This is a genomic window from Thalassobaculum litoreum DSM 18839, from assembly GCF_900102465.1.
In the GTDB taxonomy this organism is placed as follows: domain Bacteria; phylum Pseudomonadota; class Alphaproteobacteria; order Thalassobaculales; family Thalassobaculaceae; genus Thalassobaculum; species Thalassobaculum litoreum.
On the sequence record NZ_FNBW01000001.1, the window covers coordinates 62030 to 88472 of the forward strand.

19 protein-coding genes are annotated in these 26443 nt (G+C 67.3%); 12 read left to right on the forward strand and 7 right to left on the reverse strand.

All coding sequences use genetic code 11. The features are described 5' to 3' along the window. Position 1: 1 nt before the first annotated feature. Genes BLS34_RS00255 through BLS34_RS00265 form a run of 3 tightly spaced genes read right to left on the reverse strand, consistent with a single transcriptional unit; the run spans position 2 to position 6419 of the window. Complete coding sequence (locus BLS34_RS00255; protein WP_093147319.1) at positions 2–3259, reverse strand: tetratricopeptide repeat protein; 3258 nt, start codon at positions 3257–3259, stop codon at positions 2–4. Beyond that, positions 3259–5553 (reverse strand): polysaccharide deacetylase family protein, encoded by a 2295-nt coding sequence (locus BLS34_RS00260; protein WP_093147321.1) that lies wholly within the window; start codon positions 5551–5553, stop codon positions 3259–3261. Before BLS34_RS00260 ends, BLS34_RS00255 begins: the two co-directional genes overlap by 1 nt. Beyond that, positions 5553–6419 (reverse strand): glycoside hydrolase family 191 protein, encoded by an 867-nt coding sequence (locus BLS34_RS00265; RefSeq protein WP_028792996.1) that lies wholly within the window; start codon positions 6417–6419, stop codon positions 5553–5555. Before BLS34_RS00265 ends, BLS34_RS00260 begins: the two co-directional genes overlap by 1 nt. Positions 6420–6532: 113 nt before the next feature. On the opposite strand from BLS34_RS00265, the gene BLS34_RS00270 reads away from it, so the two are divergent. Together BLS34_RS00270 and BLS34_RS00275 are read left to right on the forward strand one after the other, a co-directional pair. Further along, positions 6533–8197, forward strand: coding sequence for a sensor domain-containing diguanylate cyclase (locus BLS34_RS00270; RefSeq protein ID WP_175474051.1), 1665 nt, complete (start codon positions 6533–6535; stop codon positions 8195–8197). Positions 8198–8530: 333 nt separating this feature from the next. After that, positions 8531–9220 carry a Crp/Fnr family transcriptional regulator gene (locus BLS34_RS00275; protein WP_051243774.1) on the forward strand — a complete coding sequence of 230 codons (690 nt, stop codon included), beginning with the start codon at positions 8531–8533 and terminating at the stop codon, positions 9218–9220. 6 nt (positions 9221–9226) lie between these two features. On the opposite strand, the gene BLS34_RS00280 is transcribed toward BLS34_RS00275, so the two are convergent. Then, entirely contained in the window at positions 9227–11278 is a 2052-nt protein-coding gene (locus BLS34_RS00280; RefSeq protein WP_093147328.1) for a hypothetical protein, read from the reverse strand. Positions 11279–11565: 287 nt separating this feature from the next. Here BLS34_RS00280 and BLS34_RS00285 point away from each other — a divergent pair, with 287 nt between their 5' ends. Genes BLS34_RS00285 through BLS34_RS00295 form a run of 3 tightly spaced genes read left to right on the forward strand, consistent with a single transcriptional unit; the run spans position 11566 to position 13855 of the window. Further along, a complete protein-coding gene (locus BLS34_RS00285; protein ID WP_028792999.1) occupies positions 11566–11796 on the forward strand; it encodes a hypothetical protein in 231 nt (76 codons plus the stop codon). Between the two features lie 59 nt (positions 11797–11855). Beyond that, complete coding sequence (locus tag BLS34_RS00290; RefSeq protein ID WP_215906009.1) at positions 11856–13106, forward strand: YcaO-like family protein; 1251 nt, start codon at positions 11856–11858, stop codon at positions 13104–13106. Beyond that, complete coding sequence (locus BLS34_RS00295; protein WP_093147330.1) at positions 13103–13855, forward strand: TfuA-like protein; 753 nt, start codon at positions 13103–13105, stop codon at positions 13853–13855. The genes BLS34_RS00290 and BLS34_RS00295 overlap by 4 nt, the downstream gene beginning before the upstream one ends. A gap of 6 nt (positions 13856–13861) precedes the next feature. Here the strand turns inward: BLS34_RS00295 and BLS34_RS00300 are convergent, their stop codons facing one another. The 3 genes from BLS34_RS00300 to BLS34_RS00310 all read right to left on the reverse strand — a co-directional run bounded on the left by BLS34_RS00300 (position 13862) and on the right by BLS34_RS00310 (position 19588). Continuing rightward, complete coding sequence (locus BLS34_RS00300) at positions 13862–16870, reverse strand: ATP-binding protein (protein WP_093147333.1); 3009 nt, start codon at positions 16868–16870, stop codon at positions 13862–13864. A 182-nt stretch (positions 16871–17052) separates the two neighbouring features. Next, entirely contained in the window at positions 17053–18198 is a 1146-nt protein-coding gene (locus BLS34_RS00305) for a peptidoglycan-binding domain-containing protein (RefSeq protein WP_093147334.1), read from the reverse strand. A gap of 28 nt (positions 18199–18226) precedes the next feature. Next, positions 18227–19588, reverse strand: a complete 1362-nt coding sequence (locus tag BLS34_RS00310) for a cell wall hydrolase (protein ID WP_139189036.1) — start codon at positions 19586–19588, stop codon at positions 18227–18229. A gap of 594 nt (positions 19589–20182) precedes the next feature. Between BLS34_RS00310 and BLS34_RS00315 the strand changes: the two genes are divergently transcribed. The 7 genes from BLS34_RS00315 to BLS34_RS00345 all read left to right on the forward strand — a co-directional run bounded on the left by BLS34_RS00315 (position 20183) and on the right by BLS34_RS00345 (position 26360). After that, entirely contained in the window at positions 20183–20845 is a 663-nt protein-coding gene (locus BLS34_RS00315; RefSeq protein WP_215906010.1) for a hypothetical protein, read from the forward strand. Between the two features lie 10 nt (positions 20846–20855). Further along, a complete protein-coding gene (locus BLS34_RS00320; RefSeq protein ID WP_093147339.1) occupies positions 20856–22538 on the forward strand; it encodes a methyl-accepting chemotaxis protein in 1683 nt (560 codons plus the stop codon). A gap of 169 nt (positions 22539–22707) precedes the next feature. Then, positions 22708–23181, forward strand: a complete 474-nt coding sequence (locus tag BLS34_RS00325; RefSeq protein ID WP_093147341.1) for a carboxymuconolactone decarboxylase family protein — start codon at positions 22708–22710, stop codon at positions 23179–23181. After that, positions 23171–24040: a sigma-70 family RNA polymerase sigma factor gene (locus tag BLS34_RS00330; RefSeq protein ID WP_093147342.1), complete on the forward strand. Its 870-nt coding sequence runs from the start codon at positions 23171–23173 to the stop codon at positions 24038–24040. Before BLS34_RS00325 ends, BLS34_RS00330 begins: the two co-directional genes overlap by 11 nt. A 147-nt stretch (positions 24041–24187) precedes the next feature. Beyond that, positions 24188–24478 (forward strand): UxaA family hydrolase, encoded by a 291-nt coding sequence (locus BLS34_RS00335; RefSeq protein WP_028793006.1) that lies wholly within the window; start codon positions 24188–24190, stop codon positions 24476–24478. Between the two features lie 12 nt (positions 24479–24490). Beyond that, the gene (locus tag BLS34_RS00340; protein ID WP_093147344.1) at positions 24491–25678 is read left to right on the forward strand and encodes a UxaA family hydrolase; all 1188 of its coding nucleotides are present in this window, start codon (positions 24491–24493) and stop codon (positions 25676–25678) included. Positions 25679–25991: 313 nt separating this feature from the next. After that, on the forward strand, positions 25992–26360 hold the full coding sequence (locus tag BLS34_RS00345) for a DUF983 domain-containing protein (protein ID WP_093147346.1): 369 nt from the start codon (positions 25992–25994) through the stop codon (positions 26358–26360). The last annotated feature ends 83 nt before the right edge of the window (positions 26361–26443 follow it).

Sequence of the window (26443 nt, forward strand, 5' to 3'; positions counted from 1 at the left end):
CTCACTTCAGCTTCAGAATCGAGCGGGCGCGCCGGAGGTCCCCGGACTCGATCAGCAGGTCGGCGAAGTCGGCACGCAATCCTTCATCCTCCGGTCGCTGCCGCACCAGTTTGTCCATCAACGCCACTGCCTCGGCGGTGCGGCCCAGCCGGCGCAGCAGATTAGCCCGTGCGACCTCCTGTGTGAAATCGCGGGGTTCGATCTGCGTAAGCTGGGCATGGGCGCGGCGGTAGAACGGCATCGCCTGGGCGGTGCGGTCGGTGCGCGCCAGGGTGTCGGCATAGTAGTAATTGGCCTCGTAGTCCCCCTCGCCATTGGCCAGGTAGGCGCCCAGCAGACGCTCGGCATCGATCAGCCGCCCCTCGTCATAGGCGATGAGGCCGAGGGTGCGCTGCGCCTCCGGATCTGCCGGTGCCGCCGCCAGCACCGCCCGCCAGGCGGCGGTGATCAGGGCGCGGTCGCGGGTGTTCTCGGCGATCCGGGCGAGGCCGCGCAGCCGTTCCGGCTGCTCGATCCGGGCGATCGCCTGGAGCATGGCGTCGCGCAGTTTCTGGCGGCTCTCCCCCTGCCTGTCGTCGATCTGGGCATAGGCGTTGACGAGATGCAGCAGCTCGCGGTCGGTCGTGGCGCCGTCGAGGCCGCCGATGATGGCGGCGACCCGCTTGCCGGCGCGCATCTCGATCAGCGTGTCGAGCCAGGCGTCGCGGTCCTCTCCGGTGGCCCGGCGCGCCCGGTCCTCGATCCAGTCGAGCGCCTCGGGGCGGGGTCGCGGGCCCCAGAGATAGAACAGCTGGCGCACGCTGTCGCTGTCCGGCGGCGCATCGGCGGCGACCCGGCGGAACAGGCGTTCGGCGGTCGCCCGGTCGCCGGACTCCAGCGCCCGGAAGGCGGCCTCGCGGGTGTAGTCCGCGCCGAAGCGGCCGCTCTGTGCCAGGGCCAGCTCGAAGGCGAGCGCCTTGTCCCGCTGGCCCGCGCGGCGCAGCAGGTCGGCATAGAGATCGGCGAAGGCGCGGCTGCTCTCCGCCCGCGGTGCCACCGCCTTGGCAGCGGCGGCCGGATCCATCTCGGCGAGGCCATAGGCGAGCGACAGGGCGGTCTCGGGATCCCGCGTCTGCGCCAGCCGGTCGGTGGTCCAGGCGATCAGCTCCTGGCGGCGCCCGAGGTCGCGCAGCACGCCCATATAGGCCGGGTCCCATTGCGCCGGCGCGCGCTCGGCCAGGCTGCGGAACAGCGGGACCGAGGCGTCCCGGTCGGCATCGGCCACGGCATAGACGATGGCCGTCGCCTCCTCGGACGCCGGGTCGACGTCCTGAAGGCTGCTGCGGGCGACCTCGGCAAAGGCCTCGACCCGCCCAAGACGCTTGGCTGCGGCGGCTGCCGTATACCACCAGCCGCCACCTTGGCTCTCCACCAGTGCCAGAAGCTGATCCCAGGCGGCGGCATCGGCACCGACCTGCAGCAGGTTGTAGACCAGGCCCTCCCGGTCCTCGTCGCTCAGGCCGGGCCGGCCCATCTGTCGGGTCCAGAGGTCGACCAACTCGTCGGTACGGCCGAGGGCGCCGAGAATGTCGGCATACAGAGGCTCGGCATCCGGATTGTCGGGGATCAGGGGCCGCAGGGCGTCGAGCGCGGCCTCGGCCTCGCCGTTCTGGAACAGGGCATAGGCCAGGCGTTGGGCGGACTCGTTTCCGGGTTCCAGGGCGGTGAGCCGGCGCGCCGCGGGGACCGCCGCGTCCCAGGCCTGGCGTCCTTCGGCCAGGAAGTAGATGTCGATCGCCGTCCTCGGATCCAGGGTCGGCTCGCGCTCCAGCCATTCGGCCACCAGGGTGGTTCGTCCGGTCGCCAGCGCGAGCTGCGCCCAAATCGCCCGCAGACGCGGCGAGCTGCGCTGGGCGAGCAGGGCCGCCACATCCCAGAACCCGTCCTCCGCCCGGTCCAGGCGGACGTAGAGCTCGGCCAGAAGCAGCGCGCCCTCGACCGGCAGGGCCGGTTCGGCGATGTAGGGGTGCAGCAGGTCGAAGGCCTCGTCGGCGCGCTCCAGCCGGGCCAGGACGCTGGCCAGCGCCAGCCGCTCGCCCATCGTGGCCGTGCTCCGCGCCAGGGCGAGGTCGGCGAAGCGCCCGGCAGCGGCCATGTCGCCGCGCCCCATCATGATCTCCGCCCCCAGGATCGGATCGGCGTCGAGGGCATCCGGCCCCAGGGTGGCGAGCATCGCGTCCACGGCGTCGGCTCGGCCCGCGCGGTGCAGCTCGCCGACCAGCGACAGGGCGATCTCGGAGCCGACCTGTTCCAGGCCGAAATGGGAGAAAGCGTCGAGGGCGAGGGTCAGCTCGGCGCGCCGGATGGCGAGTTCGACCAGGCTGCCGGCGCTGGCCGGCGGCAGCATGTCCTCCTGCCACCAGCCCTTCAGTTCCGCCCAGGCTTCGTCGTCCCGGCCGACCGCCCGCAATCCGTTGGCATGCAGCCGGCGCCAGTCCGGATCGCTGGCTTCCAGTTCCCGGTGCGCGTGCAGCAGCCGCAGACCGAGCTCCGGCGCGTGGCGGTAGAGTGCGGTGTCGGCGAAGGAGACGGCCAGGCTGCCCGGGGCGTCCGGCGTGAGCGTCCGGTCCGCGACATGGACGGCGCGGTCCCGGTCGCCGAGGTGCAGGGCGAGGTCGAAGAGCTGCAGCTTGTAGGAGGCGCTGAGCGCGTCCGGGGAGGCGTCGAGGAGCCGGGTCAGGCTGTCGGCCGCGGCCTCATAGGCCCCGGTGGCGATCTGCAGCTCGGCCAGCTCCACCTGGCGATCCACCGGGGCGGAACCGGTCGAGCGCAGCCATTTGAGCGCCGAGACCTGCTTCTCGGTCCTGCCGGCCTTGTAATAGGCGTCGGCCAGGTCGCCGATCCGCTCCGCCGTCGGTTCGATGGCCGTCAGACGCTCGAGGGTTTGCAGGTACAGACCGAAACGGCGGTCCTGGCGGTACAGCTCGGCCAGGCGCCGCAGGATGTCCGGCCCGGTGCCGATCGCCTCCTCGTAGCTGCCGACGAGAGCGATCGCCTGATCGACATCGCCGTTGCGGATGTAGATCTCCAGCAGCCCGGTCACCACCTGGGGCGAGCGATCGCCGGCGGCGATCTGTTCCTCGAAGTATCTGCGCGATTCCTCGTACTCGCGGTCGCGCAGCAGCATGGTGCCGAGTTCCTTCTGGCTCGGCAGCAGCAGGAAGCTCAGCGCCAACGCCACGACCACGACGAAGGCGGTGATGATCGCGAACTGGCGCATCAGTCGCCGATCCGCTCGATCCGGATCCTGGCTTCGGCCGTCGCCTCGGCGGCGTCACCCGGTGCGATCGACAGCCGCCGGTCCCCGTCGATCTCGACGGTCTCGCTCCAGACCGTGTCGCCGTCCTGGCTGACGCGGACCCGCCAGGTGCCGGTCCGGGGCACGATCCACGTCATCGACAGGGCACCGAATCCCCGGGCCGAGACGGTCGCCGCGTCGCCGTCGACCGTCAGCGCATAGGCCGGCCAGCGGCTGTCGAACAGATAGGGATGCGGCGCCGGATCCGGGTCGAGCGGGTGGCCGCGGTCGGTGAGGGCCACTACCGGCGCGGCGACCTCCGGATCGAGCGCCACGTACAGGCTGCCATGGGCCGGACGGGCGCCGAGCACGCCGGAGGAGGCGGCGAAGTCGACCGCCGTGCGGGTCGCGCGGTCGAAGCGCAGGGTCTGCAGCGCGCCGCGTTCCTCCACCCGCCAGCGCCGCGGGCCCAGGGGGATCAGCCGGGTGGTATAGAAACCGCCGGCGATCCGGGCGAAGTGGGAGGTGGTGACCGGGGCGATCTCCCGGCCGCGCATCGACTCATGCACCTGCAGCAGGGCATTGGTCGAGGCCAGCTTCTCCGCCGCGTAGCTGTGATAGTACAGGTTGATCGGCTTGACCCGGATCGGCAGTCCGGTGTTCCGGATCGTCTGCAGCACATGGCGATAGGCGAAGAACCGGCCGGTCCAGAGATCGGTATAGGTGTTCTCGTTGCTCATCGAGGCGTAGATCTGCCGCTCGGCGCCGACGGGGATGCCGATCGGCGCGACGAAACCGTAGGAGCGGTAGTCGCTGTCGAACCGCGTGTCGCCGCCGTTGATATTTGGCACGCCGGCCTCGCGGGTCGCCGCCAGGGCCGCCTCGAAGGGCGAGGTGTCCCCCGACCACTGCACCACCTTCACACTCTGGCCGCCGACCTCGGCGATACGGTCGAGCGACCCGTCGATCTCCAGCTGCAGGTCGAACGGTTCGGCGAAGAATGCCCGGGGCAGGCTGTACTTGCCGATATCCAGCTTGGTCTCGTCGACGCCGGCGGCGTCCTGCTCGTCCGCAAGCCGGGCATAGCCCGCGTGGATATCGTGATCGGTGCCGTTCCGCCGCACGATCTCCTGCTCGACCGCCCGATCATAGTGCTCGAAGAAGGCCCAGCGGAACGGGTGGCTGTAGGTGTGGGAGCCGGCCTCCACATGCGGCAGCTCGAAGAACGCCCGGGTGACGCGCCGGGCTTCGGTATCGTCGACCCAGTCCGGGTCGAGCTCGGCAGCGATCGGCGCGATCGTGACGGGCAGGTCGGGGAAGCGTTCGACCACCCGTTCCAGCAGCACGCGGGCGGCACTGGCGGGCTCGTCGTCGATCTTCACCTCGGAGATGCTGCGCCAGCCGTCGCCATCGACGTGACCGTAGTAAATCCGGCGGCCGGCGAGGGTGGTGGTATCCGGCTTCGGCAGGTCGTCCGTGGCGAAGGCCAGCCGAAAGAACGCGAAGGGATCGACCAGCCACCGGCGGATATTGGATGGCGGGTCCATCTCGGCCGCGAAGAAAGGGGCGACGAAGCCGCCATTGGGGCCGGTGACGATCAGGTCGCCATGGACCGGCTCGGGACCGGTCGATTCCAGGGTCAGGTGCGATGTGACCCGCGGGTCGACGATGGTGTATTCCGAGAACGGTGGCGGCAGCGGCGGGGTGTGCTCGAAGCCCCAGATGTTCCGGTCCCGGACCCGGTAGGCGGTGCCGGCGGTATAGGACGCGTAGCCCTCGCCCATATGCACGCCCAGATGTTCCATCAGCCGGTTGATGCGCCGCCTCGGCAGGGGACCGGTCTCCGGGTCGGCGGACACGCCCAGCTCGCCGAAAACCACCAGCTTCTTGCCCAGGTCGACGGCCCGCTCGTACCAGGTCAGCAGGCGTTCGGCACCGGGCCGGGAGGTTGCCGCCAGCCAGGTGAAGACCCCGCGCACGTCGGGACGACCGGTCAGATCGGGCAGGGGCCGGTCGGCGCGATAGTACTCCACGACCAGGCCGAGCTGCTCCAGCGGCATGGTCGCCATGACGTGGCTGCGGGTATCGCGCAGGCGGAAGTCGGAACCGCCCTCGACCAGGGCGATGACGGTACGGGGGACCGGGACATGCTCGGCCTGCGGTGCGGGCTGAATATCCGCCTGCGGCGCGGGCCGGGTGTCTGTCTGCGCGTGGATCGGGGCCGGCAGCAACCACCCGCAGATCAGGGCGATGACCAGGCCGAAGCGGTGCACCATCAGCCGGTCGGTTCCGGCACGATGCGGTCGAGATCTATCGTCGCGACATAGGGCGAGAAGCCGTTTTCGCGCTGGACGCGGTAGATCTCGGCGATGGTCCGGGTGTCGGCCGGATCCCAGTAGTCGAGGCTCAGGACGCTGAGATCGGGGTTCTTTCGCTGCGCCTGCTGCAGGATTTCGACCTGCTCTCGATAGAGTGGGTCGGGAACTTTCTGATAGGTTTTGGTAGAAAAATCATAGTCGGCATACACCGACTCGCCCAGGACATGGTCGATATCGAACGCCACCTGGTCGAGCAATTCATAGCCCCGGTTCAGGATGATCGGCACCTCGGGCCAGTGCAGCTTCAGGGCCTTGATCAGCCGTGCAGAGGCCTTTGTCATGCCGGCATTCGCCACCGGATCGCGCCGTTCAAGCTCGATCGGATTGTCCAGCGTATCGAGGAAAAGACCCTGGAATCCGCGCCGCAGAATTGCCGGCACCATCTCCTCGATCACCAGAGCGACCCAGCGGGTATCGCGCACATCGATGAAATAGCTGCCTTCCCAGTTCGGGTTCTCCTCGCCGAGAATTCCCCAGTCCTGCAGCCGGGCGAACACGTCGCGCTGCCGGTTCATCTCACCCAGGCTGATGTATCCGAACACCGTTTTGCCGGCATCGATGAGCGGCTCGAGCGGCGGATGCGCCGTGCGATCGAAGATCAGCAGGTCGTACGGGAGCAGCGTTTCGAACGCTGCCTCCTCTGCGTAAAAGACAGTCCATTGATAGGGGTTCTCATCGCTTCGAGAGCGCGCAAACGCCTGTTTTCCCCGGGCGCTAAGGGCCCCGAGAGCGAGAGAGGCTATCATTTGACGTCGAGTGAGCATGAAAATTTACGGTGTTTTAGGGTTTATATCAAAGTATGTGCCAGGCGGCAGCTTCCATATGTCGCCTCCGCCGCACGCCAGCGCAATCGGCAGACCAGGAGACCGACGACCCGATGACCCTCAAGGGCCAGATCATAGGCGCCACCCTCGGTCTGGCGATCGCCGTCGCCGCGGCCCTTGCGCTTGTGGTCGGCGATCTCGTGACAGACCAGATCCGGGAACGTATCGGCGTCAGCCTGAGCGACCTTTCCACCGAGATGGCCGATCGCCTGAGCCGAGAAATGGCCGTGCGAATTGCCGAAGTCAACGTATTGGCAGGTCTGCCGGCGCTCGGAGACGTTCAGGACGTGACGCAGACGCGGTCGGTGATCGAGCATCTGCAGACATCGGTCCCCGAGTTCTCCTGGATCGGTGTACTCGACACCGGCGGCACGGTGGTAGCCGCGACCGACCGGGTCCTGGAAGGCGTCAATATCAGCCACAGACCGGTCTTCATCGAAGGCATCAAGGAGCGGTTCGTCGGCGACGTCCACGACGCCGTACTGCTGGCGTCGCTGATCGAAAATCCGACCGGCGAGCCGATGAAGTTCGTCGACATCGCCATGCCGATCTATGGCCCGGACGGCGAAACGGCCGGTGTCCTCGCCACCCACCTGAGCTGGAGCTGGGTGAGATCGGTCGAGCAGGCACTGCTCAGTGGGGCGGCCAGCCGCCGTGACGTGGACCTGTTCGTGGTATCCGCGGATGGGACCGTTCTCCTCGGTCCCGATCTGAGTCTTCTCGGTCAGTCCCTGGCGTTTCCGGCGATCACCGAAGCGATGGCCGGACGGACCGGCTGGGCGATCGAGACCTGGGCCGATGGCGAGGACTACCTGACCGGGTTCACGGAAGTACGGGGTCATGGGCGGTTCGAAGGGTTCGGCTGGGTGGTGCTGGCCCGCAGCCCGGTGGCCGTCGCCTTTCAGCCGATCACCGATCTGGCCACGCGGATCGCGGCGATCGGGCTGGTCTTCGCCGCCCTCGCCGCCGCCCTGGGCTGGGTCATCTCCAGCCGCATCGCCGGTCCGGTAAAGGCCCTTTCCCGGGCCGCGCACGCCCTGCGGCAGGATCAGACGGCGGCCTTTCCGAAGATCCGCGGCCCCCGCGAGATCGAAGTGCTCTCCGAAGCGTTCGCGGATCTGGTCGGGTCCCTGATCGCCAAGCAGACGGACCTGGACGCCGTGACCGACCAGGCCTTCAACGACCCGCTGACCGACCTCGGAAACCGGGCGTCCCTGGAAAAATTCATTGCCTTGCGGCAGCACTCCGAGGGGGCCTATGCCGTCCTGGCGATCGATCTCGATGGGTTCAAGCAGGTGAACGACAATCACGGCCACGATGCCGGCGATGTCGTCCTGCAGGAGGTCGCCGGTCGCCTGCGCGGGTGCATGCGGGCGGGCGATTTTCTCGTCCGCAGCGGGGGTGACGAATTCCTGGCCTTCCTGGTCATGGCGGAGTCCTCGATCGACAGCCCGATCCGCCGGGTCGCCGCGCGGATCGTTGACCAGATATCGGAGCCGTTCCAGGTGTCCAGGAGCGACGGCCGCAAACCGCTGGCCCTGCGGATCGGCGCCAGCGTCGGTATCGGCTTCTATCCGCGCGATGGGGCGGGTCTGTCCCAGGTGATCACGCTGGCGGACAAGGCCCTGTATCGGGCGAAGCGGGACGGAAAGAACCAGGTCCGGGTGCATGGCGATGGCGCAGCCGCCACTGCGAAAGCCGCCGCGGCCCCGCTCTGAGGTCCGTCGCGACACTGTCCGAAGAGCTGCTCCGGGAGGCAGAGCCTTGGCGCGCATTTGGTTCGCCTCCAGTCGCGCTCCCGTCTCGATACCCTGATTTCTCTGCTTTTTCCGTGCGCTAGAGACGGCCGTCCGCGCGCTCAGTCGGCGGATCCCCGTATCCGTCGGTCGATCCCTCTGTATCGGCGTCTGACGGGCCCCGTTGCCGGATGCACTCAAACGGTGTTTCGATACCGCGGGATGAGTTAACTTTGTATGCATCTCGGCGGCCTGGGATTTCTCGGGACCGCCATCTGGTGCTATTGCCGACGCAATGGGGAGCTGGTGGGGGCCATGAACGCGCGCGCCGTCAAGCTGAAGAAAGCCTATCTGTTCAGCGATCTCGACGATGTCGTGCTCGATCGGATCGCCGATCTGTGCGACTGGCGCCGATACCAGAAGGGCCGCCAGATCGTCGGCGAGCAGGATATGACCAACGTGGTGTACATCCTCACCGCAGGTAAGGTGCGGGCCAAGCGCTTCTCGACCAGCGGCAAGGAAGTCTCGTACCGCGACCTCGACGAGGGGGCCACGTTCGGCGAGTACTCGGCGATCGACGCCCGGCCACGCTCGGCGACCGTCGTGGCGCTCACCGATTGCGAGACCGCGGTCCTCGGCCAGTCGGAATTCCTGACACTGATCCAGGAGCATCCGGCCGTCGCCATGCGCTTCATCAAGGAACTGGTGCAGCAGGTCCGCAGCCTGAGCGACCGGGTGTTCGAGTTCAGTACCCTGGCGGTGAACAACCGCATCCACGCCGAATTGGTGCGCATGGCGGGCGACGCACCGGAAGAGGCGGGCGGCGTTCGCCGGATCAAGAGCCCGCCGACCCATCTGGAAATCGCCAACCGGATCAGCACCCACCGCGAGGCGGTCTCGCGCGAGCTCGCCTATCTGGAGAGCGAGGGACTGATCAAGAAATCCCGTCAGGTTCTCGAGATTCTGGATATCGAGCGGCTGCGGGCGATGATCACCAACATCTGACCGGCGCTACCAGTTCTCCACAATCGCCTTGGCAATGGCGGAGCGGCTGTCCGTCAGGGGGTTGATCGCGTCGGCGATGGCGATCACCGCCTCCCGGGTGACGCCAGTCTGCTTCAGAGCCGTGATCGCCGACTGCACCCGCTTGGCGTTCGGCTGCATCGGCGACATGCGGGTCTTGCCGGTGGCCGGTGACGCGGCGAAGGTCGCGATCTGCAGCAGGCCGGCGGCGAGCCGCGCACCCAGCGGATAGGCCGGCTGCCGCAGCAGAATGTCGGTATCCTCGATCCCGCGATAGCTCGCCAGATAGCCCAGGGCCATGGCGTCGCAGAACGGGCGGCGGGCGGTGATGCGCGAGGTACTGCGGCTGAGCGGCGGATCGGCCCTTACGGTCACCGTGACCGAGGGACCCTCGATCCAGCCGCGCTCGCGGGTGTTCACCGCCAGTTCCACCACATGGTCGCCCACCTTGGTGAAGACCGGATCGTCGCCGCTGCTGTGCAACTGCAGGATATGCCGGTGCCGCGCACCCGGGGCGAGGCTGACCATTTCGGTGCCGTCGCACAGGGTCTGGGCCGCACCGATCAGCCGCCGCCGTTCCGCCCCCGGGTCCATCACGGCCACCTCGGTCAGCCCGTCGGTGAGGGTGACCGACGCCGGCACCGTGATCGGCGCGTCGGTGATGTTGCGCAGGGTCATCTCCAGGAAGACCGGCTCGCCCAGGTCGAAGCTGCGCTTGATCGAGGCGGGCGCGTCCTCGGCGGCCAGCTCGTTGGCCGGGCGCACCGATACCCGGATGTCGAGCACCGGGTCGGTCTTGAAGCCGGGCGTGCGACCGGTATCCGGCTGCAGGCCGATCTCGATCCCCTTGGGCGGCACGCTCCAGTTGCCCCAGCCGGGGCAGACCTCCGGGTCCGGCCGGTGGCTCAGGTTGCGGCTGTCGACCGCGTCGAACTCCAGCCGGGAGATCGCCGGGAACAGCGGTCCGGTCGCCGGGTCGACGATCCGCAGCAGCTCCTGGATCTGGTTCATGATCCCGCAATTCTGCGCCCGGTCGACCGGCGAATGGCGCAGCCCCAGCGTGTGTCCCATCTCGTGCGCCATGGTGCGCAGGGTCACCTGGGCCGAGCGGCCGATCGGCAGGCCGCGGACGCTCTGGTCGATCCGGGTGTTCAGCTCGTCCACCGAACTGGCCAGGTCGGCATCGAGGAACACCGCGGCCCCCTGACGATGGCGGTCGATATTGTCGAACATCAGCCCGGCGATGTTGCCGAACTGGCCGGTGCCGTCCAGGCCCGACCAGTTCAGCGAGGACACCAGGAACACGTGCTGGATCCAGAGCGGCCCGGCGGCATAACGATTGACCTGGTCGGCCAGCATCGTGTCGAGCTCGCTGCGGATCAGGCTGTCGTCCGCCGGGAGCTTCTCGGGGGGGCGGATCACGTGCAGGTCGATGCCGGCCTTGCGGTAGATGTCCACCAGGGTTCGGGCGTTGTGGGTCTCATCCTCCGGCCAGGGCCGGCCCTCCATCTCATGCACCACCAGCCGCATGCCGCGCGGATAGGCCGAGGCCTTGACCGCCCACAGCGCGTGGGGCCGGCCGTCACAGAGGATCGATCCGGCCAGAACCGGAGCGGGGGCGGCGGCCGCGTGATGATGGTGGGAGGGCTGGAGGCCGAGCGTCATCACGCAATCGGCGAAACTTCCGAAATCGCCGACCCGGTTGCTGGCGGCGCTGCCGACCGCCGGCTGCCAGGCGAAGACCCGGGTCTGCACGGTCAGGGTGTTTCCCGCCAGCCCGCCGCCCATGGCGCGGAAGTGGCAGGCATAGTCGCTGCGGTTCGGCTGGCAGAACCAGCTGTCGTAGACCGTCAGCCGCTCGCCGTGGTGGGGCAGGTCGGCGGCGGAGATCCCGGGCGGGGCCCGGTACAGGTCGCCTGAGACGCAGAGCCGGCCGTCCTCCAGCGAAATCCGCAGCGTGCCCTGATGGGCGGGCGATCCGTCCTCGGCCAGGGCCAGCAGATACCACGACCCGGCGGCGATCTCCGGCGACAGGGCCATGCCGGCCGCCGGGGAGGGGGCCGCCGGGGAAGAGGCCGCCGGCCAGGGGCAGGGAACCGCCGTTGGACTAAGCGTGGCGCCCGCGAACACATCGGCATTCGGCGCCACAATCGACGAGACTTCCACGCTCCCAACCCCCCGGCCAGATTACTGGTGAACTCCGACAGCTTTTTCTTGCGCATGCTTGGCGTCAGTGTGAATTCTCACACAGCTAATGGGTGAAGCCTATGGGCCGGTTGGTGTTAGTCTTCGGCCCGCGATGTGCGCAATTTTCAAGGAGTGGGGCGATGGCCGACGATGTGTGGAATGTGGGTGTCTTCTACCAGGCCGATAACGGCGACTGGTACGAGATCAAGAAGGCCCGGTTGCTCGACCGGCTGGACAGCAACCCGAATTTCGAGAAGGTCCTGAACAAGGCGGGCGCGCAGTTCCCGAACAAGGCCTTCGTGCTGCGCAGCGACGGCACCGCCGACCGCAGCGACAGCTTCAACTGCATGGAAGGTATCGACGGGGCCTGAGCCCGATCGGTTCCTTAACACGGGACAACTTCCTCATATTTTGAGGATGGGAGGGAGCGGTGAACGACGCTGCCCCGATAGCATTCGCCGAAATCGAGGGCACCACGCGTGCCTGTTCACCGCGCGAAACGATCGATCGCGTGATGCCGTTGCTGCCTGTCTTCGGCATCACGCGCGTTGCCAACGTGACCGGCCTCGACACCATCGGCATCCCGGTGGTGATGGTCACCCGCCCGAACGCCCGCTCCGTCTCGGTGTCTCAGGGCAAGGGCGCCTCCCTGGATGCCGCCAAGGCTTCGGGCCTGATGGAGGCGGTCGAGATCCATCATGCCGAGCATATCCTGGCGCCGCTGCTTCTAGGCTCCTACAACGAGCTGCGGTTCCGCGAGACGGTCGCGGATGTCACGGCGATGGCCCTGTCGACCCGCAAGGATCTGACGGCGACGGCTCGGCTGCTGTGGACCCAGGGCTACGACCTGACCTCCGGCGATCCGGTCTGGGTACCCTATGAGGCGGTCCATACGGATTTCCGCACGCCCTTCCCCGAGGGCAGCGGCTATTTTCTCTGTACCTCCAACGGGCTGGCCTCTGGCAATACGATAGAAGAGGCGATCTGCCACGGCCTCAGCGAGGTGATCGAGCGCGACTGCCTGGCGCTCTGGCGGCTGAAATCCCGGGAAGACCGAGACCGGTGCGAGCTGGATCTGTCCACGGTGACGGATCCCCATTGCCGGGCGCTGCTCGACCGCTATGCCGCCGCCGAGGTGCCGGTTCGGGCCTGGAACCTCACCTCCGAGATCGGGGTGCCGGTCTTCAACGTCTGGATCCCGACGCCGCCCACCGGGATGCCCATCTCCGTCACCGGATTCGACGGCCATGGATGTCATCCCTTCGCCCATATCGCCCTGTCCCGCGCCCTTTCGGAAGCGGCCCAGGGTCGGCTCACCATGATCGCGGGCGTGCGCGACGATATCGACCCGACCTATTACGACGAGCGTCCGGACGAGGTGCCGGTCGTCGAGCCGGCGACCGCAACCCGGTCGGCCCCGCCGCCGGTGGCCTATGGTGACATTCCCAGCCTTCAGGCGCGCAGTTCCCGGGCGCTGATCGAGCGGATGGTCGAGCGGCTCTCGGCGATCGGTCTGGATCAGGTCATCGTGGTCGATCTCACCCGCTCCGAGTTCAACATTCCGGTGGCGCGGGTGATCGTGCCCGGTCTGGAGGGCAATCCGAACGCCCGCCTGTATCGGCCCGGCCGACGCGCGCTGCTCGCTGCCGGAATCGATCCGCAGCAGGGAGCGGCGTCATGACCCTGATCGTCTTCGGCGGACCCTCGTTGGCGCCCGGCGCGCGGGAGCGCTTCCCGGAACTGTCTCTCCGCGGTCCCGCGCGGCAGGGCGACGTGTATCTCGCCCTGCGCGAGTCCCCCAAGGCAATCGGTATCATCGACGGGTTCTTCGATGCCGTGCCCTCCGTCTGGCACAAGGAAGTGCTCTGGGCCATGGCCCAGGGCGTTCATATCCTCGGTGCCTCCAGCATCGGCGCCCTGCGCGCGGCCGAGCTCGAAAGCTTCGGCATGGAAGGCGTCGGCAGCGTCTACGAGGCGTTTCGCGACGGCGCGTTGGAGGATGACGACGAGGTGGCCGTGACCCATGGGCCGCTGGAACTCGGCCATCGGCCGCTGACCCTGGCCATGGTCAGCATCCGGGCGACGCTCGCGGCCTTTCCCGCCGACAAACTGGAGGAGCCGACCAGTCTGGCGCTCTATCGGGACGCGGCAAAGGCCCTGGGATATCGCGAGCGGACGGTGTCCCGGATTTCGGCGCGGGCTTTGGAGCGGGGCGGTCATCGCGCGGATATCGATACCCTGGCCGCGCAGGTATCCGAAAAGCTCGTCGACGTGAAAGCGGAGGACGCGGAGACCCTGCTGACGATGATGCGGGACCGGGCCGCCGAATTCTTGGAACCGAAGACCGTGCGCTACACCTTCAATGACACATCGGCCTGGCGGGCCTTCGTCGCCTGGGCGGAAGGCCAGGCGTGGCCGCGTGTCGCTTGAAGCCAGTCAACGTCGTTGAAGGCGGGCCCGCGTTTCGAGGACCGCCTTTCGAAGGGGCGGAGAGTCGAAGGCCTCGGCCGATGACAAGGCGGAGGCTAGGGCCTCGGCACCCTCGGTCTCATAGCCGCGTCGGATCAGCACCTCACCGTGCAGACGCAGGCGCTCCGAATCATAATAGTACGGGTGCTCTGACGGGAGGTCCGCTCCTGCCTGGGTGAGTTCGGCTTCGGCCTCCGCAAGAAGGTCGGAAGCCAGCAGACATTCCGCCAACAACGTTCGGGCATAGGGCAGGAGCTGTCCGCCGCCGCTGCTCTTATAGGAGTCGATCGAGTTGCGAATCCGGGTGATTCCAGCTTGCCTGTCACCAGAAAATGAAATCGCCCAACCAGAGAGAAATCCGCCACGGTCAATCCAGTAGCGCATGCCCGACTTGTTTTCGCTCGCGATGAGTGTTGACTGGTTCGCTTCCGCCAGTGCCTGCTCAGGGTTTCTCTCGCACTGCCACATCGATGCGCAGATACTGTGCGAGTACGCGAGACCGAAGACGTGCTGCATCCTTTCAGACCGCTGCTTGGCGGCCTTGATTGTCTCGAAAGCGGCTTCTCGATCTCCTAAGAACCAGAAATTCCAGGCGCTGAGACAAAGAGCGACAACACCGGGGTCTGTGCCTTGCGCCCCGATCGCTCGATTGATGCCCGCAGAACCGTAGAGTCGCAGGGCCTCCTGAAAGCTCGCGTTGGCTTCCTTGAAGCCGCCGGACCACAGTCGATAGGCGCCGTTGGCGTTCGCCGCATCGACCCGCATCATCGGGTCTCTGGACCGTGCTGCGATGGCGCTGAGCTGGCGGGTAAGAACCTCGACCAGCGGATAGTTCCCCTGGATCATGTTGGCGTTCCAGAGTCCGCGCACCGCGTCGAAGGTCGAGCGTCCGTCGTCGCTGGAGACCGTGAGGGACAGGGCCTTCTCGAACATCTCCTGGCCGACCTGATCGCCCCAGCCGTAGAAAATGTTCCGGGTCGCTCCGATCAGGTTGTAGATCCGCACCAGCCATTCCCGGCGGCGGCCGCCTTCCTCCATGGCGTCGGCCTCGGCGGCGGCGAGTTCGAGCTGGTGGATCGATTCCGTCGCGGCGTACTGGCCCTTGAACTTCTCCGCCGCCGCCAGACGGTAGGTCAGGCATTTCTCGACCTCGTCGGCCTCGGAGAAATGCCAGGCGAGCACTTCCGGCGAGGCGGCGAACCCGTCCTCCGCCGCATAGGTCTCCATCGCCTGGGCGATCCGGCCGTGCAGCGCCGCCCGATCCGCCTTCAGCAGGCTGGAATAGCCGGCGTCGCGCAGCAGGGCGTGGCGGAACCGGAACTCGTCGCCGACCGCGGCACTGCCGGTCAGGATGCCCCGGGATTCCAGATCGGAGATCACGGCGATGGCGTGATCGACATCGACCCCGACCGTCCGTGCCACCAGCCGCAGGTCGAACACGTCGCCGCAGACCGCACAGGTCTGGATGAAGGCCTTGCCGGGGCCGAGCTCGTCGATCCGCTCGTTCAGCAGGTCCATCAGCGTGGTCGGCGCGTCGTCCGGATCGACCTCCCGGCCGTCGCCGTTCCCCTTGCGGGCGGCGACCCGGTCGAGCTGGTGGGTGACGTATTCCTCGATGAACAGCGGAATGCCGCCGACCTTCGCCAGCACCGCCTGGGCGTCGAGATGGGCGAACGGCTTTTCCGAGATCAGCAGATCCACCATCGCCCGCGCGTCTTCCTGGGTCAGGCCGGAGAGCTGGATCTCGGTGACGTCGAGCTTGAGGCGGGCGGACAGGGTCTCCCGGCTGGTCAGCACCACCTGGATCGGGTGCCGCTCCACCACCCGGCACAGCGCCTCCAGCCACTCGGCGGAGGAGTCGTCGAGCCACTGGACGTCCTCGATGACCACGATCACCGGCGCCCGGCCGGCGAGCGCCTCCAGCCGCCGCACCAGGGCAGCGACGACGCGGGCGCGCTCCTCGCCGGGACGCGAGATGGCGACACCGGACTGCCCGTCCTCCAGGATGCGCAGGATCGCCTGGGCGTCCTCGAACTCCTGCGCGCTGGCCGACGAGGCCAGTTCGCGCGTCAGGGTTTCCAGCCGCGATCCGCCCGGCGGCGTGGCGGTATCCAGGTGGCGGATAAGTTCGTCGCGCAGCGGCTGCCACGGACTGTTGCGGTGGTGGGTGTTGCCCTGCATCAGCACCAGGTGCGGCGAGTCCTCCGCCACCGAATGGACGAACTCGTAGATCACCCGCGACTTGCCGATGCCGGCCGGGCCGACCACGCCGACCGCGGCCCCCTGGCCGAGCCGCGCCCCGTCCCACAGCCGGTGCAGGACGGTCAGCTCCTCGGTCCGGCCGACGAAGGCGCAGCGCTGCAGCGCGTCGCGGGCCAGGAACCGCAGCGGCAGCTCGCGATGGCCGCGCACCCGCCAGAACATCTCCGGATTGCGGAAGCCCTTCAGCCGGATCGGCGGGTTCGGCGCGCAGACGAAGAAACCGCCGGCCTTGCGATAGGCAGCGTCGGAGATCGCCACTTCGCCGGGTTCGACCTGCTCCTGCAGGCGCCGGGCCACATGGGGCGCGCGTCCGATGACCTCGTAGAAGATCGAGCCGCTGCTGGTATAGGCCTCGCCGACAAGCACGGAGCCGGACGCGATGCCGGTGCGGCAGGCGAGGCTGGTGCCCATCGGCGTGCGGATCCTGGCGACGGCCTCGGCGACCGCCAGACCCGCGCGCACGGCCTGCTCGCTGGCATCCTCGCGGGCGGAGGGAAAGCCGAAATAGGCGAGAATACCGTCGCCCTCGATGCGGGCGATGTAGCCGCCGAACTGCTTGATCAACTGGGCGCACTTCCCCGAGAACGCGTCGAAGACGTTCTGGGCATCTTCCGGATCGAGCTCGTCGACCAACCCGGTGGAGCCCACCAGGTCGACGAACATGACCGTCAGATGGCGTCTTTCTTTGACCGGACGCCGATCTTCGTCTGACAACGCCTCTTCCCCCAAGTGTAAGGCGTATGAAGCAATAAATATTCAGCTCATCGGTTTACCGTCGGCGACTTTAACATTCTCGCCGCCCGCGTATACCGATGTGATCCTCCGCGCGAATTAGATGTAGATCGGCCCCGCGATTTAGAACATCGATCTTGAATAGAAATTAAGGATTTAAATTTCTACCGTTCGAATGGATTTAGCAGCCGTTCCACCAGATACGGCGTCAGAACCCCGGTCGGACGTCGGCCGACAGAGAGCTGGTATTCCTCGATCATCGACCGGGTCGCCGGATCGAGATGTCCGGTCAGGAAGCGTCCGGTCATGCCGAGGGCCCGCTGGATGTCCTCGATATCGTCCCGGGTCAGTCCGGATGCCTCCAGATCGCTTTCCGCCCGCTCCGGCGCCAGACCGACGGCGGACATCTGGATAGCGGGATAGGGGGCCGGGTGGACCCCGGCCATACGCCGTTCGGGCAGGGCGCCGGTGGCCCGCAGCCCGCCGCGCCGCCGCAACAGGGAGAACCAGAGATCGGCGGTGAGCGACACGGCGACGGCGGTGATCAGGAAGCCCAGCAGCTTCGACGGATGGGAGGCGATGACCGACACCGCCGCGAGGCCCGCCGTCCAGGGCCGGCTCTCCTCCGCGAAGATCCAGCCGATGGGCATGCCCGGACCCGCGGTGAGAATTGCGTCTTGGGGGGAGCCCGCCGCCGGCACGCCGGCGCCGAACGCCGCGGTGCCGGTCCACACGATCCGTGCGATTTCCAGCGTGTCGATGTTGAGCGCCACGGCCACCGCGGCGGCGAAGATCAGGATCCAGCTTCGGCTGCGGCGCCGATACCAGCCGGTGGCGCGGTCCATGGCGTCGTCGTACCAGTCCTCGATCCGCTGGCGAAAGGCCTGGCGGTCCATCCCGGCTTCCTGGGCGAACAGGCCGAGGCTTCGCCGCAGATCGTTGTTCGGTGCGGCCGCCAGCAGGTCGGCGACCCTGGGGCGGGCCGTGCCCGATGCCTGGGCCAGAACGGTCAGCTCGTCCAGCAGGGCGCCGGCGAACAGCCGCGCGGACAGGTAGGACGGGCCGATCTTGCCGGGCATGCGGAGCTTGCGGATCGCCGGGTGGTCCAGGATCCGCCCCGCCAGATTGTTGGTGACGCAGGGATCCTCGTTCTCGCCGCACAGGTCGCGGATGGTCCGGGCCAGGGCCTTCTGCCGGAGTTGGAAGGCAGATGCGAAGAACTCTCGAACGGCGGAGCAGATCAGGGCGGTCAGGATGTAGACGAGGACAAGGCTGACAACCACGTCGATCAGCGATCCGGAAACGGGCATGCCGGTCTCCTGGCGGGAGCTTCAAGAGCTAAGGGATATCGTTGAAGAAGACGTAGTTGCCGATCTGAGCGCAGGGCGCATGTTCGCGGGAGTAATAGGGGGAGACCCGGCGGTGGTGGTAGTGGTCGGCGCCGAGGGTGATCCCGCCGACCCTGCCGGCGATCAGATCGCGCGCGATCGTCACGCAGTCGGCGATCTCGGGGTCGGCGAGAGAGATGGAGAGGGTGCGGTTGCGGTTCGGGTCGCCCGCGTTCCAGCAGCTGAACTGGTCCGGCTGGCGGCAGACCGCCTCGACGCTCATGCCGAACCGCGGCGAGCGCTTTATCGCGCGGTTGTAGACCACCTCGGCAATGGCGAAGCGGGTTTCCGGGGGCTCGCGGCGGGCCTCTCCGTAGAGAGTCCGGGCGACCAGGTCGATGGCGTCGTCGAGGTCGTCGACGGGAGGACGGTCGAGCGGCATGGCGATAACGTCCGTGTCTGTTACCAGGTCGAGTTCCCTAGTCTTGGTGAAGGCGTCCAGAACGGTGGTGATGGGGGTGAACACGCTGATCTCCCCGCGTCCCTCGTCGGCGCGGCCGTCGCCGCCCCAGGCATGCAGGCCGACCGCGCGTCCCCGGTCGTTGACCAGGCTGGCGCCGCTGTCGCCCGGCTGCGTCGCGGCCCGGCAGAAGACCTGGTCGCGAAATCCGACGCGCCGCCGGCCGATGCCGGGGATCTCGGCCTCGAAGGCGAGGGAGGCGCGTTCGCAGACGACGGTGGCGCGCTGGCGCCCGCTGACCGCACCCGACAGATGGAGCCGCATGCCGGACCGGATGTCGCCGCTGATGCCGTTGGGCAGGGTGCCGCTCAGCCGGGCGACGGTCTCCGGTCGATCGATTTCGGCGATGGCGGCGTCCACCCGGTTCGGATAGCCCGCCTCGCTCGGGACCGGGGTCGTCCAGGCGACCAGACGTGCCGCGGGCTGACCGTGCGGCGTGCCGTCGGAGAGCATCACCCGGTCGCCGACCTGAGGCGCAGGGCCGCCGGCGAGAACGTGGCCCGCGCCCAGCAGGTAGGTCCGTCCGTCGAAACGGTGTCGCAACAGATAGCCGTAGGACCCCCAGGTGGCGCGCTGACGATCCGCCCGGACGGCGTTCCGGTCGGCTCCCAACGTACCGTCGGCGGGGGCCGCCCCCTGGCTGCGCAGGGGGGCGATCTCCTCGACGTCGATCGGAACCGCCGTGCCGGACTTTCTATGGAGGATGAAGGCTGGAACGGGGTCAGCGAGGCGATGCCTGGGGCGTTTCCCGTCAACGAAGACCTTGAGACACCGCTCGTCGATGTGGCGACCGTCCGACTGCCGCAGACCGATCCCGAAGCCCGCCACGGTTTCGTCCCGGGCCCAACTCACGGTGGCGCCATCCCCCGAAGTCAGGTGTTCAAAGGCGGCGGCGATTGGGTCTGCGTCATCCATTCTTCAGAGGTCGGTTCCGCTGTCGTTTCCAGTTCGGGGGTGCCGGGCCGCCGCCGTCGGGAGTATGCGGCGGCGACCCGGCGAGGCGCTCTTATGTCTGTCTTGGTCTGCCCCCAAAGATGACGAGCGCCGAGAGTTCAGCCTGCACCTGCAGGCCGGATCATGCGACCACACCGGTCACGGCGCCGCTGTGTTGATTCTCACGATGGACCGGAAAAAGTCGCCCGACGGGCCGACTGAAGCCAGGCGGCGACCATGGGCCGATGGACCGCTCCTTCGTTGTCGGCCGTCTTTAGAGCCGTTCCAATAACGGGCACGCTCGTTCTTAGAATGATATGATGGTTTTTCGATCTTTTGTCGGTTTATCCGTCTGATTGAAGGAGTATGCGTTTAAGTAAACATGCGGTGGTAACTTTTTGTTGTTTTAATAGTCCTGGAGTTTCTTGGTAAAGAAACCAGGCTTCTTAACCAATATTTATATTTTTGCCGATTAGATTAGAGGGAGATTAATGCGAAGATCTGGAGGGAATTATGGAAATGAGGCTTGCCGATGGTGTCCGATCCGCACGGAGGACATGCATCGCCACCCTGGCCGCGTCGGTGCTTGCGATCTGCCTGTCGTCCGTGCCGGTCAAGGCGGAACCCAAGGCCCTGACGCTCTCCGTTGAAGAACTCGTGACCGACGACCTCATCGCCGACATCCGCGAGTGGGTGAACGTCCCGGTCGTCGCCGAGGCGCTGCGCAGCCGCAACGAAGGTGCCGGCCAGCTCGCGCAGAGCGAGATCGATGCGCTCGACGCCAAGTGGCGCGAGGAAACCAAGAAGGAAGACCAGCCCCTGATCACCTCGGTGCTGGCGAACCCTCTGTCGTCCTATCTCTACCGCGTCCAGGCACGCTCGGTCGGCCTCTTCACCGAGGTCTTCGTCATGGACCGCAATGGCCTGAACGTCGGCCAGAGCTCGGTGACCTCCGACTACTGGCAGGGCGACGAGGCCAAGTTCCAGAAGACAGTCGGTGTCGGCCCCGGCAGCGTCTTCGTCGACGAACCGGAGCTCAACGACGAGACCGCGACCTGGCGCGCCCAGATCAACCTGACCATCGAAAACGCCCAGGGTCAGTCCATCGGTGCGATCACCGTGGAAGTCAACCTGACCGAGCTCGAGCGCCGCAAGCTGGCCGGCCTCGGGGCCTGAGGAGGCACACATGTCGTTTCTCAATGATCTGAAGTTCGGGCGTAAATTCGCCGCGGCATTCGGCATTCTGGTCGCCATCATGGTGGCTTCCGGAGCCCTGACCTTTTATCAGCTCAACCGCGCGTCGGATGCGGCGAACGAGGTCGAGCGGGTCACCGGCCTGCTGATGACGCTCAACACGATGCAGGGCGTGGCCGTTGATCAGTCCGGCTCCATCAAGGAGCTGCTGCTGACCGGTAACCGGGACGCGATCGACCGGTACCGCCAGCAGGGCGAAGCGTTCGACCAGGAGGCGAACAAGCTTCTAGCCGCTTTGTCGCAGAGCGCCGAATCCCGGAAGATTGCCGAGGAGTTCGTGGCGATCAATCACACCTGGCGTGAGACTGCGGAGCGGCAGATCGCCCTGATGCGGCAGCCGTTCACCGTCGACGAGGCGCGCCAGCTCGAGGCCAACGGCGCCGGGCAGAAGTACCTGGCGGCGTTGACGGAGAAGTTCGACGTTCTCAACGCGATGGGCACGCAGGTCACTCGAGAAGCCAAAGAACGCCAGGATTCCGTGTTTCAGGTGGTCGAGTGGTTCGCCGCCGGCTCTGCCGCCCTGGGCGTTCTCGTCGCCGTCCTGGCCTACCTGGCGCTGACCCGGGGTATCGCCGCGCCGATCCGGGCGATGACCGGTGTCATGGGCGAAATGGCCACCGGCAACCACAACGTCACCGTCCCGGGTGCGGGACGCGGCGACGAGGTCGGCCAGATGGCCGAGGCCGTCGAGGTGTTCCGCCGCAACATGGTGGAGAACGAGCGCCTGCAGGCCGAGGCGGCCGCCAAGCAGAAGGCGGAGCTCGACCGTGCGCAGGCGCTGCGCGACATCACCCAGAAGTTCGAGTCCGAGGCTCAGTCGATGACCGCGGCGGTGGCGGCGGCGGCGACGGAACTGGAGGGCACCGCCCAGTCGCTGAACACCATCGCCGACCAGTCCACCCAGCGGGCGACCGTGGTGGCCTCGGCGTCGGAGGAGACCTCCGCCAACGTCCAGACCGTCGCCACCGCGAGCACCGAGCTCTCGGCTTCGATCAGCGAGATCTCCCATCAGGTCGCCAACGCCAACAGCCTGGCCAGTGCGGCCCGGAGCGACGCGCAGTCGACGGAGTCTGAGGTCCGGGCGCTGGACGAGGCGGTGCAGCGGATCGGCACGGTGGTGACCCTGATCCAGGAGATCGCCGAGCAGACGAACCTGCTGGCCCTGAATGCAACCATCGAGTCCGCCCGCGCGGGCGATGCCGGCAAGGGCTTCGCGGTGGTGGCCTCCGAGGTCAAGAGCCTGGCCGGGCAGACCGGCAAGGCGACCGAGGAGATCGCCTCGCAGATCCAGGCCGTGCAGGACCGCACCAAGACCGCCGTAAGCGCGATCGCCAAGATCGTCACCCGGGTGAACGAAGTGCAGGAAGTGGCCGCGGCCGTTGCCGCCGCCGTGGAAGAGCAGGACTCCGCGACCAAGGAGATCTCGCGAAACGTCGAGGAGGTCGCGACCGCCGCGAACGAGGTGAACGTGAACATCTCCGGCGTGCGCGAGGCGGCGAGCGAGACCGGTGAGTCGTCCGGTCGGGTGCTCACCACCGCCCGGAGCCTGTCCGAGCAGGCGGAGGGGCTCAAGAACCGGGTTCAGGCGTTCCTGCGGGACGTCCGCGCCGCCTGACCCCGGCAGCGATCGAAGACGCGCGGGCGGTCCAGAACGGGCCGCCCGTTTCGTTTTAGGCAGCGCCTCTTCGCCTTTTTCCATCCGTCCATGTCACACCGGGGGCCGCTCCATCGTCATGTCCGTGTCGATACCGTCGACACGTTGATCCCAAACGATGGAGTTCCCCATGACACCCCGCCTCGCCAATCCCTATCCGCTCGCCAAGGACGGCTTCGCCGCGATGGTCGCCCTGGAGAAGGCGATCTCGGCCGGTCCGATCGAGAAGCCGCTGGTTCACCTGATCAAGCTCCGCGCCTCGCAGATCAACGGATGCGCCTACTGCATCCACATGCACACCACCGAAGCCCGGCGCGAGGGCGAAAGCGAAATGCGGCTCTACATGACCGGCGCCTGGCGAGAGTCCTCGCTCTACTCGCCGCGGGAACGCGCGGCCCTGGCCTGGACCGAGGCCCTGACCCGGCTGCCGGAAACCGGGGCGCCGGATGCCGACTGGGACCTGGTCTGCGACCAGTTCGACGAGACCGAGCGGGCCTGGTTGTCGCTTGCCGTCGGGGCGATCAATGTGTGGAACCGCGTGGCTGTCGGCTTCCGCTACGGTCACCCGGTGGAGGCATCGACCGGAGCCGAGAATGCGGCCTGAGGACCCGACCGACGACTTCGAGACGCAGCGGCCGGCGCTGCTGCGTCTCGCCTATCGCATGCTCGGCTCCATGGCGGAGGCCGAGGACGTGGTGCAGGAAAGCTGGCTGCGCTGGAGCGAGGCCGACCGCGAGGTCATCGACAGTCCGGCGGGCTGGCTGCGGCGGGTGGTGACGCGGCTGTGCCTGGACCAGCTCAAGTCGGCCCGGGCCCGGCGCGAGACCTATGTCGGGAACTGGCTGCCGGAGCCGGTGGTGGATGCGCCGGATCCGGCGCTGCTGGCCGACAACCTTACCTATTCCCTGATGCTGGCGCTGGAGCGCCTGTCGCCGCTGGAGCGGGCCGCGTTCCTGCTGCACGACGTGTTCGACACGCCGCTGGAGGAGATCGCGGCGACCCTGGGTCGGGCGCCGGCCTCGGTGCGCCAGCTTGCGGTGCGGGCCCGCCGGCATGTGCGAGGCGAGCGGCCGCGCTATCCGGTTGATCCGGAGGAGGGCAAGCGCCTGGCGAAGGCGTTCTTCGAGGCCGCCCGCCTGGGTGATGCGGCGGCACTGACCGCCTTGCTGGCGCAGGATGTGACCGTGCGGTCGGACGGCGGCGGCAAGGTCATTGCCTTTCCCAACACCATCACGGGCGTCGACAAGGCGGTGCGGCTGTATTGCGGGCTCGCGCAGAAATTCGGCGGCCATCGCGCCGAGCTGCTCGATGTCGTCACGGTCGACGGCCAGCCCGCCGTGATCTCGCGCATCGGCGACACGGTGCAGGCGACGGTGCTGGAGTTCAGTGCCGGCCGCATCGCCGCGATCTACGTGATGCGCAATCCGGACAAGCTCGGACGGATCGGCCGCAGGCTGGCCTGACGGTACCGATCCGCCGTGCCGGTCTGGGTCTCTTGGCGTTCTCTCCTCCTAGACGATAGTCTGCCTGTGACCGGGCACCTTCAGGGCGCGGCTCGACCGCGCCCGTCAACGAGACCCGGAGCAAATAAGGTCTGAGAGAGGAAACCCATGAGTAATGAACCGCATCTCCTGGTCCACGACCGCAGGGACAATGTCGGCGTGGTCGTGGTGGAGAACCTGGCCGCCGGTACCGACATGCTGTGCCGGGTCACCGAAGACAACTCGACGTTCCACCTTAAGGTGCTCGACGACGTGCCGATCGGCCACAAGGTGGCTCTGGTCGACCTCTCCGAAGGCGATACCGCGATCAAGTACGGCGAGGATATCGGCCGCATGGTCGGCAGCGCCGCCAAGGGCAAGCACGTCCACGTGCACAATCTCAAAACCAAGCGCTGGTAGGAGGAACGACCCATGGCAACCGCGATCGACTATGCCAATCAGAGCGTGACCGCCTGGCGCCGGGAGAACGGCCGGGTGGCGGTGCGCAATCACGTCGTCGTCCTGCCGGTGGACGACATCTCCAACGCCGCCTGCGAGGCCGTCGCCAACAACGTGAAGGGCACGATGGCGATCCCGCATTCCTATGGCCGGCTGCAGTTCGGCGAGGATCTGGACCTGCATTTCCGCACCATCATCGGCACCGGCGCCAACCCGAACGTCGCCGCCGTGGTGGTGATCGGCATCGAGCCGGAATGGACCCAGGTGATCGTCGACGGCATCGCCAAGACCGGCAAGCCGGTGGAGGGCTTCTCCATCGAGCAGAAGGGCGATTTCGAGACCATCCGTCAGGCGAGCTGGAAGGCCAAGGAGTTCGTCCACTGGGCCACCGAGCAGCAGAAGGAGGAGTGCGGGCTGAGCGAGCTCTGGGTCTCCACCAAATGCGGCGAGAGCGACACCACCACCGGCCTGTCGAGCTGCCCGACCGTCGGCAACATGTACGACAAGCTGCTGCCGCACGGGCTCTACGGCTGCTTCGGCGAGACCTCGGAGATCACCGGCGGCGAGCATATCTGCGCCGACCGGGCGGCCAACAACGAGGCGCGCGACAAGTTCATGAAGATGTTCCAGGCCTACCAGGACGAGGTGATCGAGCCGCACAAGACCTCCGACCTGTCCGACAGCCAGCCGACCAAGGGCAACATTCTGGGCGGACTGACGACGATCGAGGAGAAGGCGCTCGGCAACCTGGAGAAGATCGGCCGCACCTCGACATATATCGACGCGCTGGAGCCGGCGGAGGCGCCGGCCAAGGGCAACGGGCTGTATTTCATGGACACCTCCTCGGCGGCGGCCGAATGCGTCACCCTGATGGCGGCGGCCGGCTACGTGATCCACACCTTCCCGACGGGCCAGGGCAATGTCATCGGCAACCCGATCGTCCCGGTCATCAAGATCACCGGTAACCCGCGCACGGTTCGGACCATGAGCGAGCACGTGGACGTGGACGTCTCCGGGGTGCTGAAGGGCTCCCAGACCATCGACGAGGCGGGCGACAGCCTGATCGAGATGATCGTGCGCACTGCCAACGGACGGCACACGGCGGCCGAGGCCCTGGGCCATGTGGAGTTCGTGCTCACCAAGCTGTACCGCAGCGCCTGACGCCGGCCCGCGCAGTGGCCCCGGATCCAAGGGGGGAGGGGATCCGGGGCCGTGCGGTCGGGACTGGGGGGGACGGTCCCGACGGACCGGAACTCGATGACGCGCGAGCCCCGGAGTCCGCTAAGCGTCGCGGTCTGCGGCGGCAGCGTTCGACCGGCCTGCACGTTGAACGCGGCGCCCGTCGTCTTCCGTCGCGGATTTACCGAGTTCAACGGACCGGGCGACGGGATGCGGACACCCGGCGTCAGTCGGCCGCATTGCGCGGCCCGGCACTTTGCGGTTCCTTCCGGGCATCCGGATAGCGGAGGACGCGATGAGTGAACGGCCGATCGGTTTGGGGATACGCAGGGGGCTGCGCCTGAAATGCCCCGAATGCGGCGAGGGGCGGCTGTTCCGCAAGTTCCTCAAGGTCTCGGACCGTTGCGAGTCCTGCGGGGCGGACAACACCGTCTATCCCTGTGACGACGCTCCGCCCTATCTGGCGATATTCCTGGTCGGACACCTGCTGATGCCGTTCATCGTCATGATGTCGCGCGACATGGCGCCGCCGATCTGGGTGATGGCGTCGATCTGGTTGCCGCTGACGCTCGCCTGCTGCGTGCTCGCGCTGCCCTATATGAAGGGGCTGGTCGTTGGCTTCGCTTGGGCTACCGGCGTGAAACACCCTGACGCCGAGGGCTGACGCCCCTCGGATCGTTCTTTCAGTACGAGCACTCCCCGGCCTTGGGCCGGGGCGAACCCGTCCGTCGATGCGAAGCGGGAGAG